The sequence below is a fragment of the Rhodococcus sp. NPDC059968 genome, assembly GCF_042738615.1.
Lineage (GTDB): Bacteria > Actinomycetota > Actinomycetes > Mycobacteriales > Mycobacteriaceae > Rhodococcus_F.
This window is the reverse complement of sequence record NZ_JBHWUE010000156.1, coordinates 1-15,889: the sequence shown is the minus strand read 5'-3', so window position 1 is coordinate 15,889 and position 15,889 is coordinate 1. Positions and strand designations below refer to the sequence as shown.

At 65.9% G+C, this 15,889-nt stretch carries 17 protein-coding genes and 4 pseudogenes; 15 read left to right on the top strand and 6 right to left on the bottom strand.

All coding sequences use genetic code 11. The annotated features are described in order from the left end of the window. Window positions 1–298 precede the first annotated feature (298 nt). Complete coding sequence (locus tag ACFWAY_RS50140) at window positions 299–1,021, top strand: hypothetical protein (protein ID WP_378516035.1); 723 nt, start codon at window positions 299–301, stop codon at window positions 1,019–1,021. Window positions 1,022–1,028: 7 nt separating this feature from the next. Here the strand turns inward: ACFWAY_RS50140 and ACFWAY_RS50135 are convergent, their stop codons facing one another. Further along, window positions 1,029–1,277, bottom strand: coding sequence for a hypothetical protein (locus tag ACFWAY_RS50135; protein WP_378516034.1), 249 nt, complete (start codon window positions 1,275–1,277; stop codon window positions 1,029–1,031). Between the two features lie 1,179 nt (window positions 1,278–2,456). Here ACFWAY_RS50135 and ACFWAY_RS50130 point away from each other — a divergent pair. From ACFWAY_RS50130 to ACFWAY_RS50100, 7 genes and pseudogenes are all read left to right on the top strand, one after another. Next, a complete protein-coding gene (locus ACFWAY_RS50130) occupies window positions 2,457–3,131 on the top strand; it encodes a hypothetical protein (protein WP_378516033.1) in 675 nt (224 codons plus the stop codon). 392 nt (window positions 3,132–3,523) lie between these two features. Next, window positions 3,524–4,351, top strand: a complete 828-nt coding sequence (locus ACFWAY_RS50125) for an alpha/beta hydrolase (RefSeq protein WP_378516032.1) — start codon at window positions 3,524–3,526, stop codon at window positions 4,349–4,351. A 171-nt stretch (window positions 4,352–4,522) separates the two neighbouring features. Beyond that, window positions 4,523–5,263, top strand: a complete 741-nt coding sequence (locus tag ACFWAY_RS50120) for an SDR family oxidoreductase (RefSeq protein WP_378516031.1) — start codon at window positions 4,523–4,525, stop codon at window positions 5,261–5,263. A 66-nt stretch (window positions 5,264–5,329) separates the two neighbouring features. After that, entirely contained in the window at window positions 5,330–7,063 is a 1,734-nt protein-coding gene (locus tag ACFWAY_RS50115; protein WP_378516030.1) for an L-aspartate oxidase, read from the top strand. A 1-nt stretch (window position 7,064) separates the two neighbouring features. Beyond that, window positions 7,065–7,392, top strand: a pseudogene (locus ACFWAY_RS50110) (SDR family oxidoreductase); the annotation flags it as partial. Window positions 7,393–7,798: 406 nt separating this feature from the next. Further along, entirely contained in the window at window positions 7,799–8,149 is a 351-nt protein-coding gene (locus tag ACFWAY_RS50105; protein WP_378516029.1) for a hypothetical protein, read from the top strand. Beyond that, window positions 8,150–8,347: pseudogene (locus tag ACFWAY_RS50100) on the top strand (alpha/beta hydrolase fold domain-containing protein); the annotation flags it as partial. Between the two features lie 18 nt (window positions 8,348–8,365). On the opposite strand, the gene ACFWAY_RS50095 reads toward ACFWAY_RS50100, so the two are convergent. The 3 genes from ACFWAY_RS50095 to ACFWAY_RS50085 all read right to left on the bottom strand — a co-directional run bounded on the left by ACFWAY_RS50095 (window position 8,366) and on the right by ACFWAY_RS50085 (window position 9,491). Beyond that, window positions 8,366–8,626, bottom strand: coding sequence for a three-helix bundle dimerization domain-containing protein (locus ACFWAY_RS50095; protein WP_378516028.1), 261 nt, complete (start codon window positions 8,624–8,626; stop codon window positions 8,366–8,368). Between the two features lie 240 nt (window positions 8,627–8,866). Continuing rightward, the gene (locus tag ACFWAY_RS50090; protein WP_378496190.1) at window positions 8,867–9,049 is read right to left on the bottom strand and encodes a hypothetical protein; all 183 of its coding nucleotides are present in this window, start codon (window positions 9,047–9,049) and stop codon (window positions 8,867–8,869) included. A 31-nt stretch (window positions 9,050–9,080) separates the two neighbouring features. After that, window positions 9,081–9,491: a cupin domain-containing protein gene (locus ACFWAY_RS50085; protein WP_378516027.1), complete on the bottom strand. Its 411-nt coding sequence runs from the start codon at window positions 9,489–9,491 to the stop codon at window positions 9,081–9,083. A 571-nt stretch (window positions 9,492–10,062) separates the two neighbouring features. Here ACFWAY_RS50085 and ACFWAY_RS50080 point away from each other — a divergent pair. From ACFWAY_RS50080 to ACFWAY_RS50050, 7 genes and pseudogenes are all read left to right on the top strand, one after another. Continuing rightward, window positions 10,063–10,878: an alpha/beta fold hydrolase gene (locus tag ACFWAY_RS50080; RefSeq protein WP_378516026.1), complete on the top strand. Its 816-nt coding sequence runs from the start codon at window positions 10,063–10,065 to the stop codon at window positions 10,876–10,878. 43 nt (window positions 10,879–10,921) lie between these two features. Further along, window positions 10,922–11,143: pseudogene (locus tag ACFWAY_RS50075) on the top strand (N-formylglutamate amidohydrolase); the annotation flags it as partial. A gap of 145 nt (window positions 11,144–11,288) precedes the next feature. Further along, a complete protein-coding gene (locus tag ACFWAY_RS50070) occupies window positions 11,289–12,086 on the top strand; it encodes a hypothetical protein (RefSeq protein ID WP_378516025.1) in 798 nt (265 codons plus the stop codon). Further along, on the top strand, window positions 12,086–12,427 hold the full coding sequence (locus ACFWAY_RS50065; RefSeq protein ID WP_378516024.1) for a hypothetical protein: 342 nt from the start codon (window positions 12,086–12,088) through the stop codon (window positions 12,425–12,427). The genes ACFWAY_RS50070 and ACFWAY_RS50065 overlap by 1 nt, the downstream gene beginning before the upstream one ends. 123 nt (window positions 12,428–12,550) lie before the next feature. Further along, window positions 12,551–12,988 (top strand): DoxX family protein, encoded by a 438-nt coding sequence (locus ACFWAY_RS50060; RefSeq protein WP_378516023.1) that lies wholly within the window; start codon window positions 12,551–12,553, stop codon window positions 12,986–12,988. A gap of 249 nt (window positions 12,989–13,237) precedes the next feature. Beyond that, entirely contained in the window at window positions 13,238–13,498 is a 261-nt protein-coding gene (locus tag ACFWAY_RS50055; RefSeq protein WP_378516022.1) for a hypothetical protein, read from the top strand. Further along, window positions 13,491–13,850 carry a type II toxin-antitoxin system HicB family antitoxin gene (locus ACFWAY_RS50050; protein ID WP_378516021.1) on the top strand — a complete coding sequence of 120 codons (360 nt, stop codon included), beginning with the start codon at window positions 13,491–13,493 and terminating at the stop codon, window positions 13,848–13,850. The genes ACFWAY_RS50055 and ACFWAY_RS50050 overlap by 8 nt, the downstream gene beginning before the upstream one ends. Window positions 13,851–13,920: 70 nt before the next feature. Here ACFWAY_RS50050 and ACFWAY_RS50045 read toward each other — a convergent pair. Further along, window positions 13,921–14,223: pseudogene (locus ACFWAY_RS50045) on the bottom strand (recombinase family protein); the annotation flags it as partial. Between the two features lie 174 nt (window positions 14,224–14,397). After that, window positions 14,398–15,465: a potassium channel family protein gene (locus ACFWAY_RS50040; protein ID WP_378516020.1), complete on the bottom strand. Its 1,068-nt coding sequence runs from the start codon at window positions 15,463–15,465 to the stop codon at window positions 14,398–14,400. Window positions 15,466–15,889 lie beyond the last annotated feature (424 nt).

Here is a 15,889-nt window from a genome sequence, read left to right as displayed (position 1 = left end):
TCCGCGGTCTCTTCGCTACTCAATGCTTCCTACTCCGAACTCGCCCTCGAACCTCACTGATTACGGACACCGATTGTGTCTCAGACCAGGTTGACGAGAGGGTCACCGCGCCAATCAAGATAGGCACCCAATGATTTCTCATACCGTAAGGGTCGCCAAGCGGGATTCTGACAGACCGCCTGCGCCGTCAGATGCAAACCTACTTGGTTTCTCCGGACAGGGATCCGTCACCGGTGACGCGGGTTCGCCGGTGGGCATCTTGTGAACAAGTGGTTCGTAAGTGCGCGAGAATTCAATGATGACGAGGTCGGACTCCGAAGAGAACCGGTCAGACCCGGGTCTGGTTCGGCTCGGCTCCCTCGAAGTCGACCCGGCGGTGCTCGAAGGGCCCGGTTCGTCGCTGTGGGACCTGATCGGCGGCCGGGAGCTCACCTTGCGCTCTCCTGACGATCTGCTCGATCTCCCCCGTCAGGGATGGCGACCGATCTTTCCCAGCTGGGAGTTCATCGACAACCCGCGAGACGTCTTCGTCGCGCCGCACCCACACCGGCGAAATGCGTGGGTATTGGTGTTCTTGCACTGGATCGGGGAAGCCTGGACCGTCAGTACCGATCCCGGCCCGGTCCCGGTGCGGCGGTCCAACGCGGCCCGGCGGGCGGGCCTGGAACTGCGGTGGCCAGCCGAGCAGACCGCCACGGTGGGCACGCTGCCCGAATCGTCGATCGATCTACTCAATACCGCCGATCACCTCTGGACGAACGACGTCGGCGATCACATGACCGTCCACGGGTGGGTGCTCGGACCGGACGGCGAACCACTGGGAACCGGCGTGATGGTCTTCGCCCACGCACCTCCACTGCCCGACCTCGCGCCGGGCGGCCGCATGTCCCTGCGGGTGAACTTCGTATCGGACATCGAGGATCTGGCGGCTGGACGCTACCGGGTCGTAGCCGAATTGCTTGACCTGGAGTTGCAGTCACCTCCGGGCACGCTCGTCCTGGCGGAACCCGACATCCCCTGATGACCCGTTAGTTCGGCATGGGGATGATGTGGCGACGCAGATCATCCGGGTCAGGGAGCGTGAGTTCGACTGTGGTGGCGGACAGCCCGACCTGCGGCCATGCGACGAGATACCGCACGAGGGTGGAGCGCGGAAGTTCACTTGTGGTGTACAAGAATTCGCGCCGGAACACGCCGGGCTTCGACTTTCCGGCGGTGCTGTGGCGGGGAAAGGGTTGCTCGGTCGAGTCGTCGGCGGCGCTGAAGCGGAAGGCCACCCCCCCCGGACCGGTTGAGGGTTCGGGCGCCCGGTGACCGGGTCGATCTCGGCCGGCGCCTTGTACTGGCGTTCGGCGACGTCCGCATGCGCGCCCGTGGCGACAACCACCACGGCGATCTCCAGCCCACCCTTGTAGGCGATGATCGTTCGGAGCCCCACCTCCAGGCCCGGACTTCGCGCCAGAATGGTAGGCCCGTGCGCGATGGCGCCGAGGTCGGATGTTTCAGGGGGAAGCATCCCTATGTGCCACGACATAGCTCTCCCGGTGTCGGCGCGCATCGACTGCGGTACACACCCGAACACCAGCGCAGATACGCGGTAACAACCGAAACAGGCACGGTGAGAACGTTAGCGCCGATTTTCGCGGAGCGCTGATTGCCTGAACTTCGGGTCGCTCGGGAGACGCCCGTGGCTCCGTGAGGGGTTGAATGCGTTTGCCGGGTAGGCGTTTCGCTGTGGGGCGGGGCATCACGGCGCGAACATAATGAGGGCATCTCGCTGACTGTAAAGCGAATCCCTGCTGGCCATTGCTAACGATTGCTGGCGGGCCTATCAAGGAGGACATCCTCATGCGGCCACGAACTACTCTCCTGTTATTGAGTATTCTGGGGCGCTCGGCCGCCGAGCAGGCGACACGCGGGCGCTGGTTCGTTGATCTCCGCGACCGGTCACGGTTGACTGGGTCGTCGACCAGTCAGCGAATACCCAGCGCACTACTCGCCCGTCTTACGCCAAGCCGACCTACCCAACGTCCCAGTCCCGTCGCTCGGCGGATGCACGGTCCGCTACGAATTCGCATGGTCAGACCCAGCGAATGAGGGTGGACTCGCTGAGTGAAAATTGGCGTTAGTCCCCTCGAAGACGGCATCCCCGCGAAATGCAGTGTCCAGCCGACGCATCTGCCTCTGGCTGCACCTCGCAGTCGGATCGTGCCGTCTGCTCCGAGCGAACGTGCCGGCGAACTTCGTGCCGGTGAGGGATCCGCTTTCGGGACGAGGGCCGACCACTGCCGGACATGCGCTGGGACGCCGATCTCGTCCCGGTGAGGGTTCCGGTTTCGGACGTTGACAATCGCCGGAGCTCGGACGGCGATGGTCTGGTGGATTTGTTCTCTGAGCATAGTGTCGTCGTTACGCTGCTTTGAGATCGCCTTTCATGCGGTTGGGAGGGACCCTGGATGCCGGAGCAGACCTCGATCTCGGCGGTGCCTCTCGCAGGTGCGCCCGACAGCTGGATCGAGCATGGAGAGTGGGGTTCCCGAGCGCTGGATATCCTGGGTGATCCCATCCCTGATCGTGCGCTGGCCGAGCAGTTCGCCAGCGAGAAGCAACTGCCGCTGGAAGACCGGCGCGCGTTGCTGATCCGCAGTCGCGACCTGCCCGACTGGCGACGCCCACCCAAGCCCGACGAGAATCCCACCGCTACCGACGATCATCAGGTGACCATCTACCAGCGGGACGGCTCGACCTCGGTGTCGGAAACTTCCGCCTCTACGACCGAGGGGATCCTGTTCGGCATCGAAGCGCTTGAGCCCGATCCGGGAGGACACGTCCGCCTCGCCGCGGAGGTGATGAACTTCAGCTACCGAATCCATTCGGGCCAGCCGCATCGCCTCCGTCTTCTCGCATACACCGAGCCCGGCGGCACGCTGCTGACCAATACCGCCCATTTCGGGTCATTCCCGGACGATCCCGAGACACTGTGGCTCGCCGGCGGGATCAGTGGCGGCGGCCGCCGGGACCCTGCGATGGCGACCTGGGGTGAGTACTTCCTCTCCTCGCGACCGACCAGCGCGACGCTGACGGTGATCCTGTCCTATCCGAGTTCGACATCCCACCGAGCGGGGTCGTGATCACCCACCCCTGGTGATCGCGGAGCGTGGATCATCTCGGCCGTACCTGCGCCGTCCACTCGCGTGCAGCGATTCCTCGCCCTCACCGGACGCTCGGGTGACGGTCGTGTCGTCGGTGGAAGGATGGGGCCATGCGCTGGACCGAGGAGTGGATCGATCCGCTCGCCCCACCCAGCCAACACATTGACACGTTCTCGCCCCAGGACGAAGCTGGAGGCTGGTGTGAGCAGGTTTCGTGCCGAGACAATCTTCCCAGCTTGGATCACGCGATGCGAACTTCAACGCGGAGGGCGAACATGCCGACGCGTTGGGTATAGCCGTGGACTCGACATCGAAGCTGGTGGAACCCTTTCTTTTTGGTGGCATTGGAGCCACCCGTCGGGAGGAGAATCATGAGCGAGCCGCCGACCGACGCCCTGCCGATCGTGCTGATCCACGGGCTATGGATGACGCCCCGCAGCTGGGACCGCTGGGCGGAGCACTACCGGGCCAAGGGGCATGAGGTCATCGTGCCGGCCTACCCCGGCTTCGAGATCGAGGTGGAGGCGCTCCGCGAGAAGCCCGAGGTAATCGCCGAAGCGACCGTCCCCGCGACGCTCGAGCATCTCGTCGATGTGGTCGAGGGTCTGAAAGCGCCCCCCATCATCATGGGCCACTCCTTCGGTGGGACCTTCACCCAGCTGCTGGTCAACCGCGGCCTTGGTGCCGCGGCCGTGACGATCGACACGGCGCCCACCGAGGGCGTGCGGGTCAATCCGCCGTCCCAGATCAAGTCCCTGTTCCCGGTCTTGTCGAACCCGGCCAACCGGCACCGCGCAGTGGGCTTCACCAAGGAGCAGTTCCACTATGCGTTTGCCAACACCTGTAGCCGTGAGGACTCCGACGCGGCCTACGACCGTCTCCACATCCCGGCGCCCGGCAGCTGGGTGTGGTCCTACGGCCTGATAGCCAACTGGAGGCCGGGGCACCAGGAGACGTGGGTCGACTACGATCTGGACGACCGTGCTCCGTTGCTGTTCATCAGCGGCGGCAAGGATCACCTGATGCCCCCCTCGGTGATCCGCTCGAACGCCAAGAAGTACCGCAACTCCGAGGCGTTGACCGAGATCTACGAGTTTCCGGACCGCTCACACTTCACCGGTGTCGAGCCCGGCTGGGAACAGGTGGCCGACTACGCACTCGAATGGGCGACGAGTCACGCGGGTGCGCGGCCGGCTTGACCAGCGGCCGTGCCCGGCGGCGCACCGGCGCAACGCCATCGTTCCGTCCCGCCGGAGCTTGACGTTTCGGGCGTGGTTCGCGGCAGATCGAGATCGTCGACTCACCCGTCGTGTCCTGACTTCAGGGGAACTTCGCTGACACGATGCACCACTCGAACGGAAGGATTGAGCATGAAGATCGTCGTCATCGGCGGTACCGGGCTGATCGGCTCGAAGCTCGTCGCCCGGCTCGGCGAACACGGCCACGAGGCGGTTCCGGCTGCGCCGAACACGGGGGTGAACACGCTCACCGGTGAGGGCGTGAAGGAGGTGCTTCAGGATGCGAATGTCGTGGTCGATGTCTCCAATTCGCCGTCGTTCGCGGACGACGAGGTCATGGAGTTCTTCCGGACCTCCACCACGAACCTGACCGATGCGGCCCGCGAGGCCGGGGTCGGGCACTACGTGGCGCTGTCGGTGGTGGGGACTGAGCGGTTGCCGGAGTCCGGGTACATGCGGGCGAAGGTGGCGCAGGAGGAGCTGATCAAGGGTTCGGGGCTGCCGTACTCGATTGTGCACGCGACGCAGTTCTTCGAGTTCGCCGGGCGGATTGCCGATTCCGCTACCGACGACGGCACGGTGCGGCTGTCGGGCGCGGCGGTGCAGCCGATGGCCGCCGATGATGTGGCCGCCGCGGTCGGCGAGACCGCGGCGGGCGCCCCACTGAACGGCACCGTCGAGGTCGCGGGGCCGGAAGAGTTCGGCCTCGACCAATGGATCGGCACGGTGCTGACCGCACGTCGGGATCCGCGTGAGGTGATCACCGATCCGCAGGCGCAGTACTTCGGCGCGGTGCCCGACCGCGAGCTGCTGCCCGGCCCGGGCGCGCGACTTGCGCAGACCCGGTTGTCGGAGTGGCTGACCCGTCAGTGACCCGATCGTGCGGGTAGGCGGCCTGCCGCACGCACGCACCGCCTCGGTTCCGAAAGGAACGAATCGATGGTCACCTCGCCCGAGCGTCAGATCGCGACGCCGGTCCTGGTCATCGGGACCGGCGGCTCGGGTCTGCGCGGGGCGATCGAACTGGCCGAGCGTGGCGTCGATGTACTCGTGGTCGGCAAGCGGCCGAAGGCGGACGCACACACCACGCTCGCCGCGGGCGGTATCAATGCCGCGCTGTCGACGATAGATGCCGAGGACAGCTGGCGCCAGCACGCGGCGGACACGATCACCGAGAGCTATCTGCTGGCGCGCCCCGATACGGTGCGCGTGGTCACCGAGAACGCCGCGCGGGGAATCGAGGACCTCGAGCGTTGGGGAATGCCGTTCGCGCGCGAATCCGATGGGCGGATCTCGCAGCGGTTCTTCGGCGCGCACACCTACCGGCGCACGGCGTTCGCGGGGGACTACACCGGGCTCGAGATCCAGCGAACCCTGGTGAATCGGGCCGCGCAGCTGCGAATCCGGATCATCGACACCTGCTACGTCACGCGAATTCTCGTGCGCGACAACGTTGTGTTCGGTGCGTACGGGTTCGATCTCGACGACGGCGGGCGCTACGTGATCCGGGCCGACGCGGTGATCCTCGCCGCCGGCGGGCACACCCGGATTTGGCGTCGCACCTCCTCCAGGCGCGACGAGAACACCGGCGACTCCTTCCGGCTCGCCGTGCTCGCGGGCGGTCGAATCCGCGATCCGGAGCTCGTGCAGTTCCACCCGTCCGGGTTGATCGAACCCGAGAATGCCGCCGGGACGCTGGTGTCGGAAGCCGCGCGCGGAGAAGGGGGCATCCTCCGGAACGCCGCGGGGGAGCGGTTCATGGCGCGATACGACCCGCAGCGGATGGAGTTGTCGACCCGCGACCGGGTCGCGCTGGCCGCCTACACGGAGATCAAGGAGGGCAGAGGCACTCTGAACGATGGAGTCTGGCTGGATGTTTCGCATCTTCCGCGGGAGACGATCATGCGGCGGCTGCCACGTGTCTACCAGACGATGCTGGAGCTGCAAATGCTCGACATCACCCGCGACCCGATCGAGATCGCGCCCACGGCGCACTATTCGATGGGTGGGGTCTGGGTGCGGCCGGAGGATCACAGCACCGGCGTCGAGGGGCTCTACGCGATCGGCGAGGCATCCAGCGGTCTGCACGGTGCCAACCGGCTCGGTGGCAACTCACTGATCGAGCTGCTCGTCTACGGTCGGATCGTCGGCGAGGCGGCGGCCCGGTACTCGGCGGCCCTGTCCGCCCAGCGGCGTTCCGAGGGTGCGCTCTCGGATGCCCGTGCCGAGATCGACACCGCCTTGACGGCCGACGGCCGGGAAAATGTACGCGCCCTGCAGCGCGTCCTGCGTAACACCATGACCGAGCATGCTGGCGTGGTCCGGGTCGAGGCCGGGATTCGTACCGGACTGTCCGAACTCGACGAAATCGAGGATCGGATGGCGAAACTCGGTGTGCATCCCGACGCCGCGGGCTTCCAGGACCTCGCGCACGCTTTCGACCTGAAATCGTCGGTGATCGCGGCGCGCGCCACGCTGGACGCTGCTCTGGAACGACGCGAAACTCGTGGGTGCCACAACCGCTCGGACTATCCCCACGTCGATCCCGCACTGCGCGCGAACCTCGTGTGGTCGGGTCCCGGGCGACTCGAACGGGAGGAGATCCCCGATGTCCCAGAAGACATAGCTCAGCTGATGCGGGACGTCTCGACGGACGGGAAACTGGTCGAGTGACTGTGGCGTGCGTGGTGCGTTGACCAACTTCTCGAAGTCGCTCTCGAAAGAAGTTGCATACAAGGGGATTCGGGTGAACACGGTCAGTCCTGGCCCGGTGACGACCGCGCGATGGACCGGCGCGGACGGCGTCGCCGCGACGATGTCCCGGGCGAGCGGGGCTCGCAGCCCAGGTCGTCATCGACCAAACCGCCGCGAGCACCGAGACCGGCCGCTTCACCAGCCCGCAGGAGGTCGCCGACCTCGTCGTGTTCCTGGCTTCCGCTCGGGCCGGGAACATCACCGGCGCCGATGTCGTGATCGACCGTGGCCTGATCAAGACCCTCTGACCGAATGGAGTTCACTGTGTCCGACCTGCCCGGCGAGTGCTGCTACGTTGCCGGGCGCTCACCGATCGTCAGTGGCCGTCGTGCCGCATTTCACCAATCGAGGAGAAAATCATGAGCTAGGCGATTGGTCAGCTGTGACTCACAGTCAAGGGTGCGCGCGGATTACACATAGCTGGATGTATTCCAGGCTGCTGCAACTCGCAGTTTTGATGGAGGGTCCGGTCTATCCGCCGACCGGGAGCCCGATGTCGCAACCGCTGAAATTGGTTCTAGAGGCTTCGTTGGGCGGCCGCCCGGGGGAGAGCGGGTATCGGGGCGCGGCCTGTTGTCGGACAGCAAGGGCCGTGATGTCCTTGACCTGGGAATGATCCACCGCCGGGGTGGGTCAAGTTGTCGAGGAGGACTCATGAGCGAGGACCAGGTAGCGCGCAACCTGCAGGGTATGGACAATCTGGACTTTATCGGGTGGAACAACGGGGACTGGCACGGGACGTTCTCCGACTACCACACCGACGACGTGGTGGTGGAGGTCAAGGGCATGGACACCACGCAGGGACTGCCCGCACACATCGAGGCCATGGAATCCCTCGTCAAGGCCACCACGGGCGAGACCCCGATCCAGGTCGTCTCCCATCCGATTGCCTTCGGGTCTGGGGAATGGACCTGTGCGATCGGGGAATTCGAGAACGGCGAGCGCATGGTCACGGTCGCCAAGTGGCGCGACGGCAAGATCGCCGAGGAGTACATCTGGCTGTGACTGCCCGCTGACGCCTCCCGGTTGGCGGTGGCCGGGGACTCGGTCGGCGGCAACATGACGGCGGCACTGACCATCCGCGCCAGACAGCGAGGCGCCGTAGAGTTCGTGCACCAGTCGCTGTCCTACTCGGTCACGGACGCAGATCCGCGCGATTATCGGGTTCGGGACCACTCCGACCGGCCGGCCGGCCCCTCGTGACAACCGACCGGAGCCACCTCAGAGCATGTGGTGGTGCTCGGCCGGGACCGCCGCGGGCACGGTGGCGGGTGTTGCCGCCCCAGCCGCGAGGGCGGCGTCGAGAGACCTGATGGCGGCTCGTTCTACGAGCAGGGGGACGAAGTCCCGGATCCGGCATCCGTCGAACCGGTGATGAGCGGTGTCGACCATCTCGCCGACCAGGTGCGGATCGACGAACTGATACCGCCGGACCAGCTGTGCGCGCACCGCGTCGAGATGCTGCTTCTCGGTGACGTCCATGATGAGAATTGTCCTCTCCGCGTGGAGGGCTTTTCTCACCGGTCCTCCGGGTCGAACGTGGGCTCCGTCAGTGCCGTGTGTCTGGGTCGTCGGGTTCACGTGTCGGTCGGCGGGCTGCACGATGTGTCGCCAGGCCGCAGCGCCGCCGTCCGACAGGAAAATGAACTGGAAAGTGGGCAGGCGGCAGCATCCGGCGGGAGCAGAGCGGAGCCGGATTGGCTTGCAGGGGTGCGGGTGTGGTCAGGCGGCGGGTTCGAGGGTGACGCGGTAGCCGAGCGCGGCGAGTTGGCTGATGTGGCTGCGGACCTTTCGTTCGGTGTTGATGCGGCGGGCGTGGTCAGGATCGAGACACCGAAAGGGGTCCCCTACCCGACGTGGAGAGGTGGGTGTGCCCGGATGCGAGACTCCGTGGGTTCTTGCCATCCGCGACCAGCGCATCCTGGGTTCAGCTTGGTCAAGCTACCCGGCGGTGGCGGCGCGCCTCGAGCTCGTCGTCTTCGACGACGACGAGCATCGGTTGCCCAGGGGCGCACATCATCGTGACGAGAAAGCGGAGCGGGATGTCGGAGCGGTTGTTGCCGTCCGAGTAGTGGATTACGTCTCCGCCGGGTTCCCAGAACGCCTCGCCGGCCTTGATGGCCCGCGGCGGCTCCCCCTCCAGCTCGAACAGCATTTCGCCTTCCAGCACGTAACCAAACGACGGTCCGCCGGGGTGGCGGTGAGGGGGCGTCCCGGGATCGCCGGGCGGCCACTCGACCACAACGGTCATCACTTCCGCGTCTGCGGGCAGAAAGGGCGGAGTGACGCTCTGAATCACGGTCAGCGCGTTCTGCAAACGCGCGTCAACCTCTTGCTGTTTCGACATTTGATGTCCTTACTGAGTTTTGATCGCTGCGCCGCCGCCGTATGCGACAGCATGGCACCGGTTCACGCTCACGCCGTCGCCAACAACAGGAATACGCTCAGAATGGCAAGCAGAGCAAGCGTCGAACTGACGCCCAGGAGTCGGGTCAACCAGCCACCGCCACCTTGGGAAGCTGGTACGCCGGTTGGAACCGGGATTCGGTGTCGGCGCGCAGTTCGGCGCGCAGCGTCACTCGTACGGCCTCAGCATGTCGTCGGCGCCGAGAATGAAGTAGAGGGCCGGCGCCCATACCCGCGCCAATACCGACGGTCGGGTGCGGACCTCTGCGAAGTCACGCATAACCATGCAGAAACGGAAGTATCCAAGCGGGACGTCCTCCTCCGGTCACGCTAGCCGAAATGATCCCGACCGCGCTGCGGGCGAGTAATCTCAGCGACGAAGGGCCAGGCCACGGCGTTGCTCTCGTACGACGGTGTCTCTCCTATGGTGCCTCTCGTCGCACGATAACTTTTGGCGCGCAGGCCCCTTCACCCCTAGCCACTGTGTTCTTTCCTGACTCGGGAGACGAGTGATGCGACTTCTTCGACTACGAACCGCCGTTGCCGCGTGCGCGATCGCGGCTGCCGGAACGCTCACCGTGGGGGCCGGACCGGCCCTCGCCCAGGACCTGCCGACGGTGGTGCTGGTCCACGGTGCGTTCGCCGACACCACCAGCTGGGATGCGGTGGCCGCGGAACTGCGGGGCCGAGGGTACGAAGTCGTGGTCCCGGACAACCCGTTGCGCGGACCGGCGTACGATTCCGCCGCCATCGAGAAGGTGCTCGCGGACATTCCGGGACCGGTGGTGCTCGTCGGTCACTCGTACGGCGGCGCGGTCATCACCAATGTGCATTCGCCGAACGTCGAGGCCCTCGTCTACGTGGCGGCCTTCGCCCCGGCGCAGGGCGAGCCGGTCATGCTGAACCTCGACCCGATCCGGTTCCCCGGCAGCCAGCTGCTCCCGCCGGTGCTGCAGGTGAAGGTCGTCGAGAACGATCCCACCGGAATCGCCGGAAGAAACCTCGACGGTTACATCGATCCCGGCCGCTTCCACGAGGTGTTCGCCCAGGACGTCTCGGACGCCACGGTCGCCGGCATGATCGCGCACCAGAAGTCGGCGGCGCTCGTCGGGAACCTCGAACCGTCGGGCGATCCGTCGTGGGCGTCGACACCCAGCTGGGCCCTGGTCGCTCAGAACGATCGCGTGATTCCGGCGGCCGCGGAGCGGTTCATGGCCACGCGCGCGGGAGCCCGGATCACCGAAGTGTCCTCGTCGCACGCCGTCATGGTGTCCCAGCCCGGCGTGGTCGCGGACCTCGTGGTGCAGGCAGACCAGGGAACGCCGTAACGCACCGACTGAACGCGCCCGGACAACCGGCACCGAACACCGGGCGCGGGCGATCTTCTCCACCGCCGATGCCACGCGCGGATACTTTCTCGGCGCCGTCGACCCAGACACCGGCACCCATCGCCGCGGGCAGCTCGCCTATCGCTTGTACCTCGACACCGACCGCCGAGCGATTCTCGCGCCCCGGCAATTGGTCACCTGTCCCCAGTACCTCCTTCCTGCCATCGAGGCCCGCCCGGACATCACCATCCCCACCACCGCCTGACCGGGAATTCCCGGAAGGGATGAGGCCCGGTCGGCCCCTGACCTGCGATGAGAGGTCAGGACTCCATCGATCAATCGGTCGAACGTGTGTTCGACTACGCGGCTACACTGGTGATGTAGACGGATCGGGTTGACGGAGGGCAAGCATGAGCGAACTGTCCCCGGCGTACGCATCGGACGCGCTCACCAAGGCGGAGAAGCTCGAACAGCTGCGCCGGAAGATGGCGGCGATTCCCGCCCGATCCGACGGGACTGAACCAGCCATGCCCACCGTGGTGCTGCGGTCCGTCGACGAACCGGCGCCGATAGTGGCCACCGCTCAGACCACGCTGCGGACGCTGCCCGTGCCCCCTCCGATCGCAAAACTTCTTCCGCGTGGAGGACTCGCCCGCGGCACCGTCGCCAGCGTCGCCGGAACGACGTCGGTGCTGGTCGGTCTACTCGCCTCGGTCACGGCAGCGGGTTCGCACGCGGCCGTGATCGGAATGCCGGATCTGAGTCTGCTCGCCGCGGTCGAGCAAGGCGCGGACCTCTCCCGGATTGCGCTTGTGCCTGCGCCGAAGGATTCCGCTGTCGAGGTCGCGGCGATCCTTCTCGATGGAGTTGACCTGGTCATTCTCGGGCTTTCGGGCGCGGCCGTGACGCCGTCGAGGGCACGGGCGGTGGTGGCGCGGGCACGATCGAAGGGCGCCGTCTTACTGGTGACCGACGGGCGCTGGGACGGGGTGGATCTGCGGATCGAGTCCCGCGTCGCCGGATACTCCGGTCTCGGCGAGGGACACGGCCGCGTCACCGCGGTGCACCTCGACGTCGCGGCCGCCGGCAAAGGATTCCCACGTCGCACGCTCCGCATGGAGATTCGCAGCGACTCCGGGTCGGTGGCCTGGCGCACGGTCCCCGAGATCCAGTCCACCGGCCACGCCCCACTGCGAGCTGCATTGTGATGAACATCGACGCCTGGACAGAACGCTGGCCGGAGCACCCGGTCATCAGGATATTCGACCCGCCGCGGGAAGTCCGGGTGGACATCAGCAAGGCGTTGCCGCTCGGGCGTGGGGGAGCGGCCCGCGCCGATTTCGTCAGCATGAGGGTGAAGAGTTCCTCGGTCTATCTGTCGGGTCTGCGGCCGGCGCTTCAAACGCATTGGTTTCAAATCCACGACGGACAGTGGTTGGCCGCGATCACTGTGTATGTCACCGACGCTGCGGGTATGAACAGCCTCGAACTCGACATGATCGTCACTGCCGACGCCATCAGCGAACCGCCTTCCGCGCAGGGGCTGTAGCGAATCGATCACCGCGAGTTCTGCGACAATGATAGGCATTGGGCCCGCGGTGCTTTGGATCGTTTCCTGTTCAACCAATGGTCGTCCCGGTCGCGCGGGCACACCTCGATGAAAGGCACATCGATGAACAACCCCGCAGTTCGAAGTCTGGGAATCCTCGTCGCCCGGGTGGGCATCGGCATCATCTTTCTCGCCCACGGCTGGCAGAAGGCCTTCACCAACGGACTCGACGCCACGACCGCCGGCTTCGAGGGCATGGGGGTTCCGCTTCCCGGCGTCTCGGCGTTCCTCGCGACGTGGATCGAGCTGATCGGCGGAATCGCACTCATCATCGGGGCGGCCGTCCCGATCTTCGGCATCCTGCTCTTCCTCGACATGGTCGGCGCCTTCTTCCTCGTCCATATCGACAAGGGCATCTTCGTGAGCGAGGGTGGCTACGAGCTGGTGCTGGCTCTGGGCGTCGGCTCGCTGCTGCTCGCCATCGTCGGGTCGGGCCGCTTCGGTGTCGACGGACTTCTCGGCAATAAGGTGCCGTGGGCCGCGAAGGAACCCGCCGCCTGACCCCCACTGCCGCCATCGACGCAGCACGAGCCATCCACGCGACCTCACTCCACCACCGCGCACGGCGATCGAGCGACTCGCCGCCCCGGCGCCGATCGCTCGTCCTGCGCGGGTAACAGCAGCGATACCGCAGTCGAAGCACCTGACCAGCAGTGTTTCGATGCGAACCTTCGGCATTGATGCCTCCAATTCCCCGCTTCGCGCTCGCCGACACGTACGAAGTGGTATCGCCGGTGATACCATGCCGGTATGTCGAAGCAGTCGAAGCTGATCGCGAGGATGAGGGCGAGCCCGCAGAGCGTGACCTACACCGAGCTGTTCAACTTCTGCTGCGACATATTCGCGGAACCGCGGCAGCGCGGCACCTCGCACGCGGTGTTCAAGATGCCGTGGGCGGGCGACCCGCGAGTGAACATCCAGAAAGGCAGCGGCGGCAAGGCCAAGCCCTACCAGGTCGGCCAGGTCGTCATCGCCTACGACAAGCTCACGAAGGAGGCTGACAATGGCTGACGCATCGCACTACACCTATCGGGTGACCTGGTCGGAAGACGACGGCGAGTTCGTCGGGGCCGTCGCCGAATTCCCGTCGTTGTCCTGGCTGGCGGAAACGCAGTCCGAGGCACTCGACGGTGTCATCGGCGTCGTCCGTGAAGTGCTCGAGGACATGACGCTGACCGGCGAGCAACCACCGGTCCCGATCGCGGATCGTCCCTACAGCGGCAAGTTCATGGTGCGCACTTCCCCGCAGGTGCACCGGACCCTGGCGATCGAAGCCGAGGAACAGGGTGTCTCGCTCAACATGCTGGTCAACCAAAAGATCACGGCTCCGGCTGCGCCTCGGTCAGCGGCCGGTGTCGCCTGACTGGAGATCACCGGCAAAGTTGTAGAACTTTAACAACTTTGCGCTGCAAGTACTTTCGCGAAATCCGTCATAGGCTGATCGGGTCGGCCAAGCTTCGGAACCCGATGCCGCGCTGGTCCAGATCGTGAATCAGGTTGAGGGTGTCGCGGACGGTGCGGCCGAGACGGTCGAGACGGTCGAGGGTGTGCACCACGATGACATCGCCCTCGCGGGCGTACCCGAGTAGCGCCTGCAACCCCGGCCGCTCGGTGGTGACACCGGACTTCTTGTCCACGTAGACGTTCGCCGGGTTGATCCCCTCCTTGGTGAGTGCGTCGATCTGTCGCGCGAGATCCTGCTTGCTCGTCGACACCCGGGCATATCCCAACTCCATGCGCGGAGCGTAACCGAAAGTCAGGTCTGTACGACGGTTATGACACGTAGTTTCGGCACTAACTTCTGAGACGCTCTGACCAGGGTGTTTTCGGACGAATCGCCGATCGGTGACACCGTTTCATTTCCAGAAATGGGACGGAGCCGAGGCTGGGTTGCCGGTATCTCCGCACGATCAATCCGCTATCTGCCGGATGTAGAGCAGCGTATCGCCAGCCTCGAGTGTTTCGATCTCGGAGGTTCCGCTGCGCAGCAACTGTCCGTTGCGCACCACCCCGAGGACGATGTCCGGCAGCTGCCGCGGTGACTCGCCGACCTCACTGAACTCGACAGGGCGTTCGGCGATCGCGAAACCGGTCTCCGGGGTGAGCAGATCCTCGATGATGCCCACCACGTTCGGGGTGATGGTGGATGCGCCGAGCAGCCGGCCCGCGGTCTCGGAGGAGACGACCACGGTATCGGCGCCGGACCGGCGCAACACGTGCGCGCTCTCGGCCTCGCGAACCGAGGCGACAATCTTCACGTTCGGTGCGATCTCGCGCGCGGTGAGCGCCACCAGCACCGCGGTGTCGTCTCGGCTGGTGGCCACGACAATCGACGACGCATGCTGGGCACCGGCCAGCCGCAGCACGTCCGACTGCGTCGCCGATCCGTGGACGGTCACCAACCCCTGCCCGGACGCGGTCTCGAGCACCACCGGATCGGTATCGACGATCACGATGTTCGAGGGGTCGGCGCCGGCCCCGAGCATCGCGGCGACTGCGGCGCGGCCCTTGGTGCCGTACCCGACGACGACGGTGTGATGGCGGGTGCTGCGCCGCCACCGCTGAATCTTGAAGCTCTGGCGGGAGTTCTCGGTCAACGCCGCGAGGGTGGTGCCGACCAGGACGATGAGGAAGAAGATCCGCAGCGGCGTGACGACGAGGACGTTGACCAGCCGCGCCTGTGCGGTGATCGGGGTGATGTCGCCGTAGCCGGTGGTCGACAGCGATACCGTGGCGTAGTAGAGGCAATCGAGCAGCGAGAGCGGGTTCTCCTGCACGTCGCGGTAGCCGTCGCGGTCGAGGTACACGACCAGTACCACCGCGGCCAACGCGGCGAGGGCGTAGCCGATCCGCCGGGTGATGGCCCGCCCGGGACTGTTGTGCAGTTGCGGCACCCGCAGGATTCCCACCAGCGCGAAGTCGGGGCGTTCGGTGAGCACGTCGGACCTGGTGAACCGCGCGCGCAACCTGCCGGGCATCGCCTCGATCACCTCGCTCTCGTCACCATCTCGGGGCGGAGCCTACGCGCTACAGCCATGGGGCACGGGTACCACCCGATACCGGTGCGCCGACGGCAGGACCCCCGATCCGTTTGTGTTGCGATCATCGTACGAACTCGACCGAACACGTGGTTGTGTGCCAGTGAAGCGCTCGGGACGACCATTACGACTAACAGCTTCTGCGCCCGTGACCCCATACGACCTGGAAGCTGTGAGGTATCCGCCGCGGCGAACCGGGGGCACTGTCGTGGCGGGTTCAGAACCGCTCCGGGCGCAGCGCTCGACCAGCCCTCCTTCAGCTCCGTCGCCACATGCCTGGCGCCGGGGGGGGCGGCCCCCGCGGCGGGGGGGGGGCCCGCCCCCCCCCCCCGGGGGGAATAAAACAAAAACACACCACCCACAA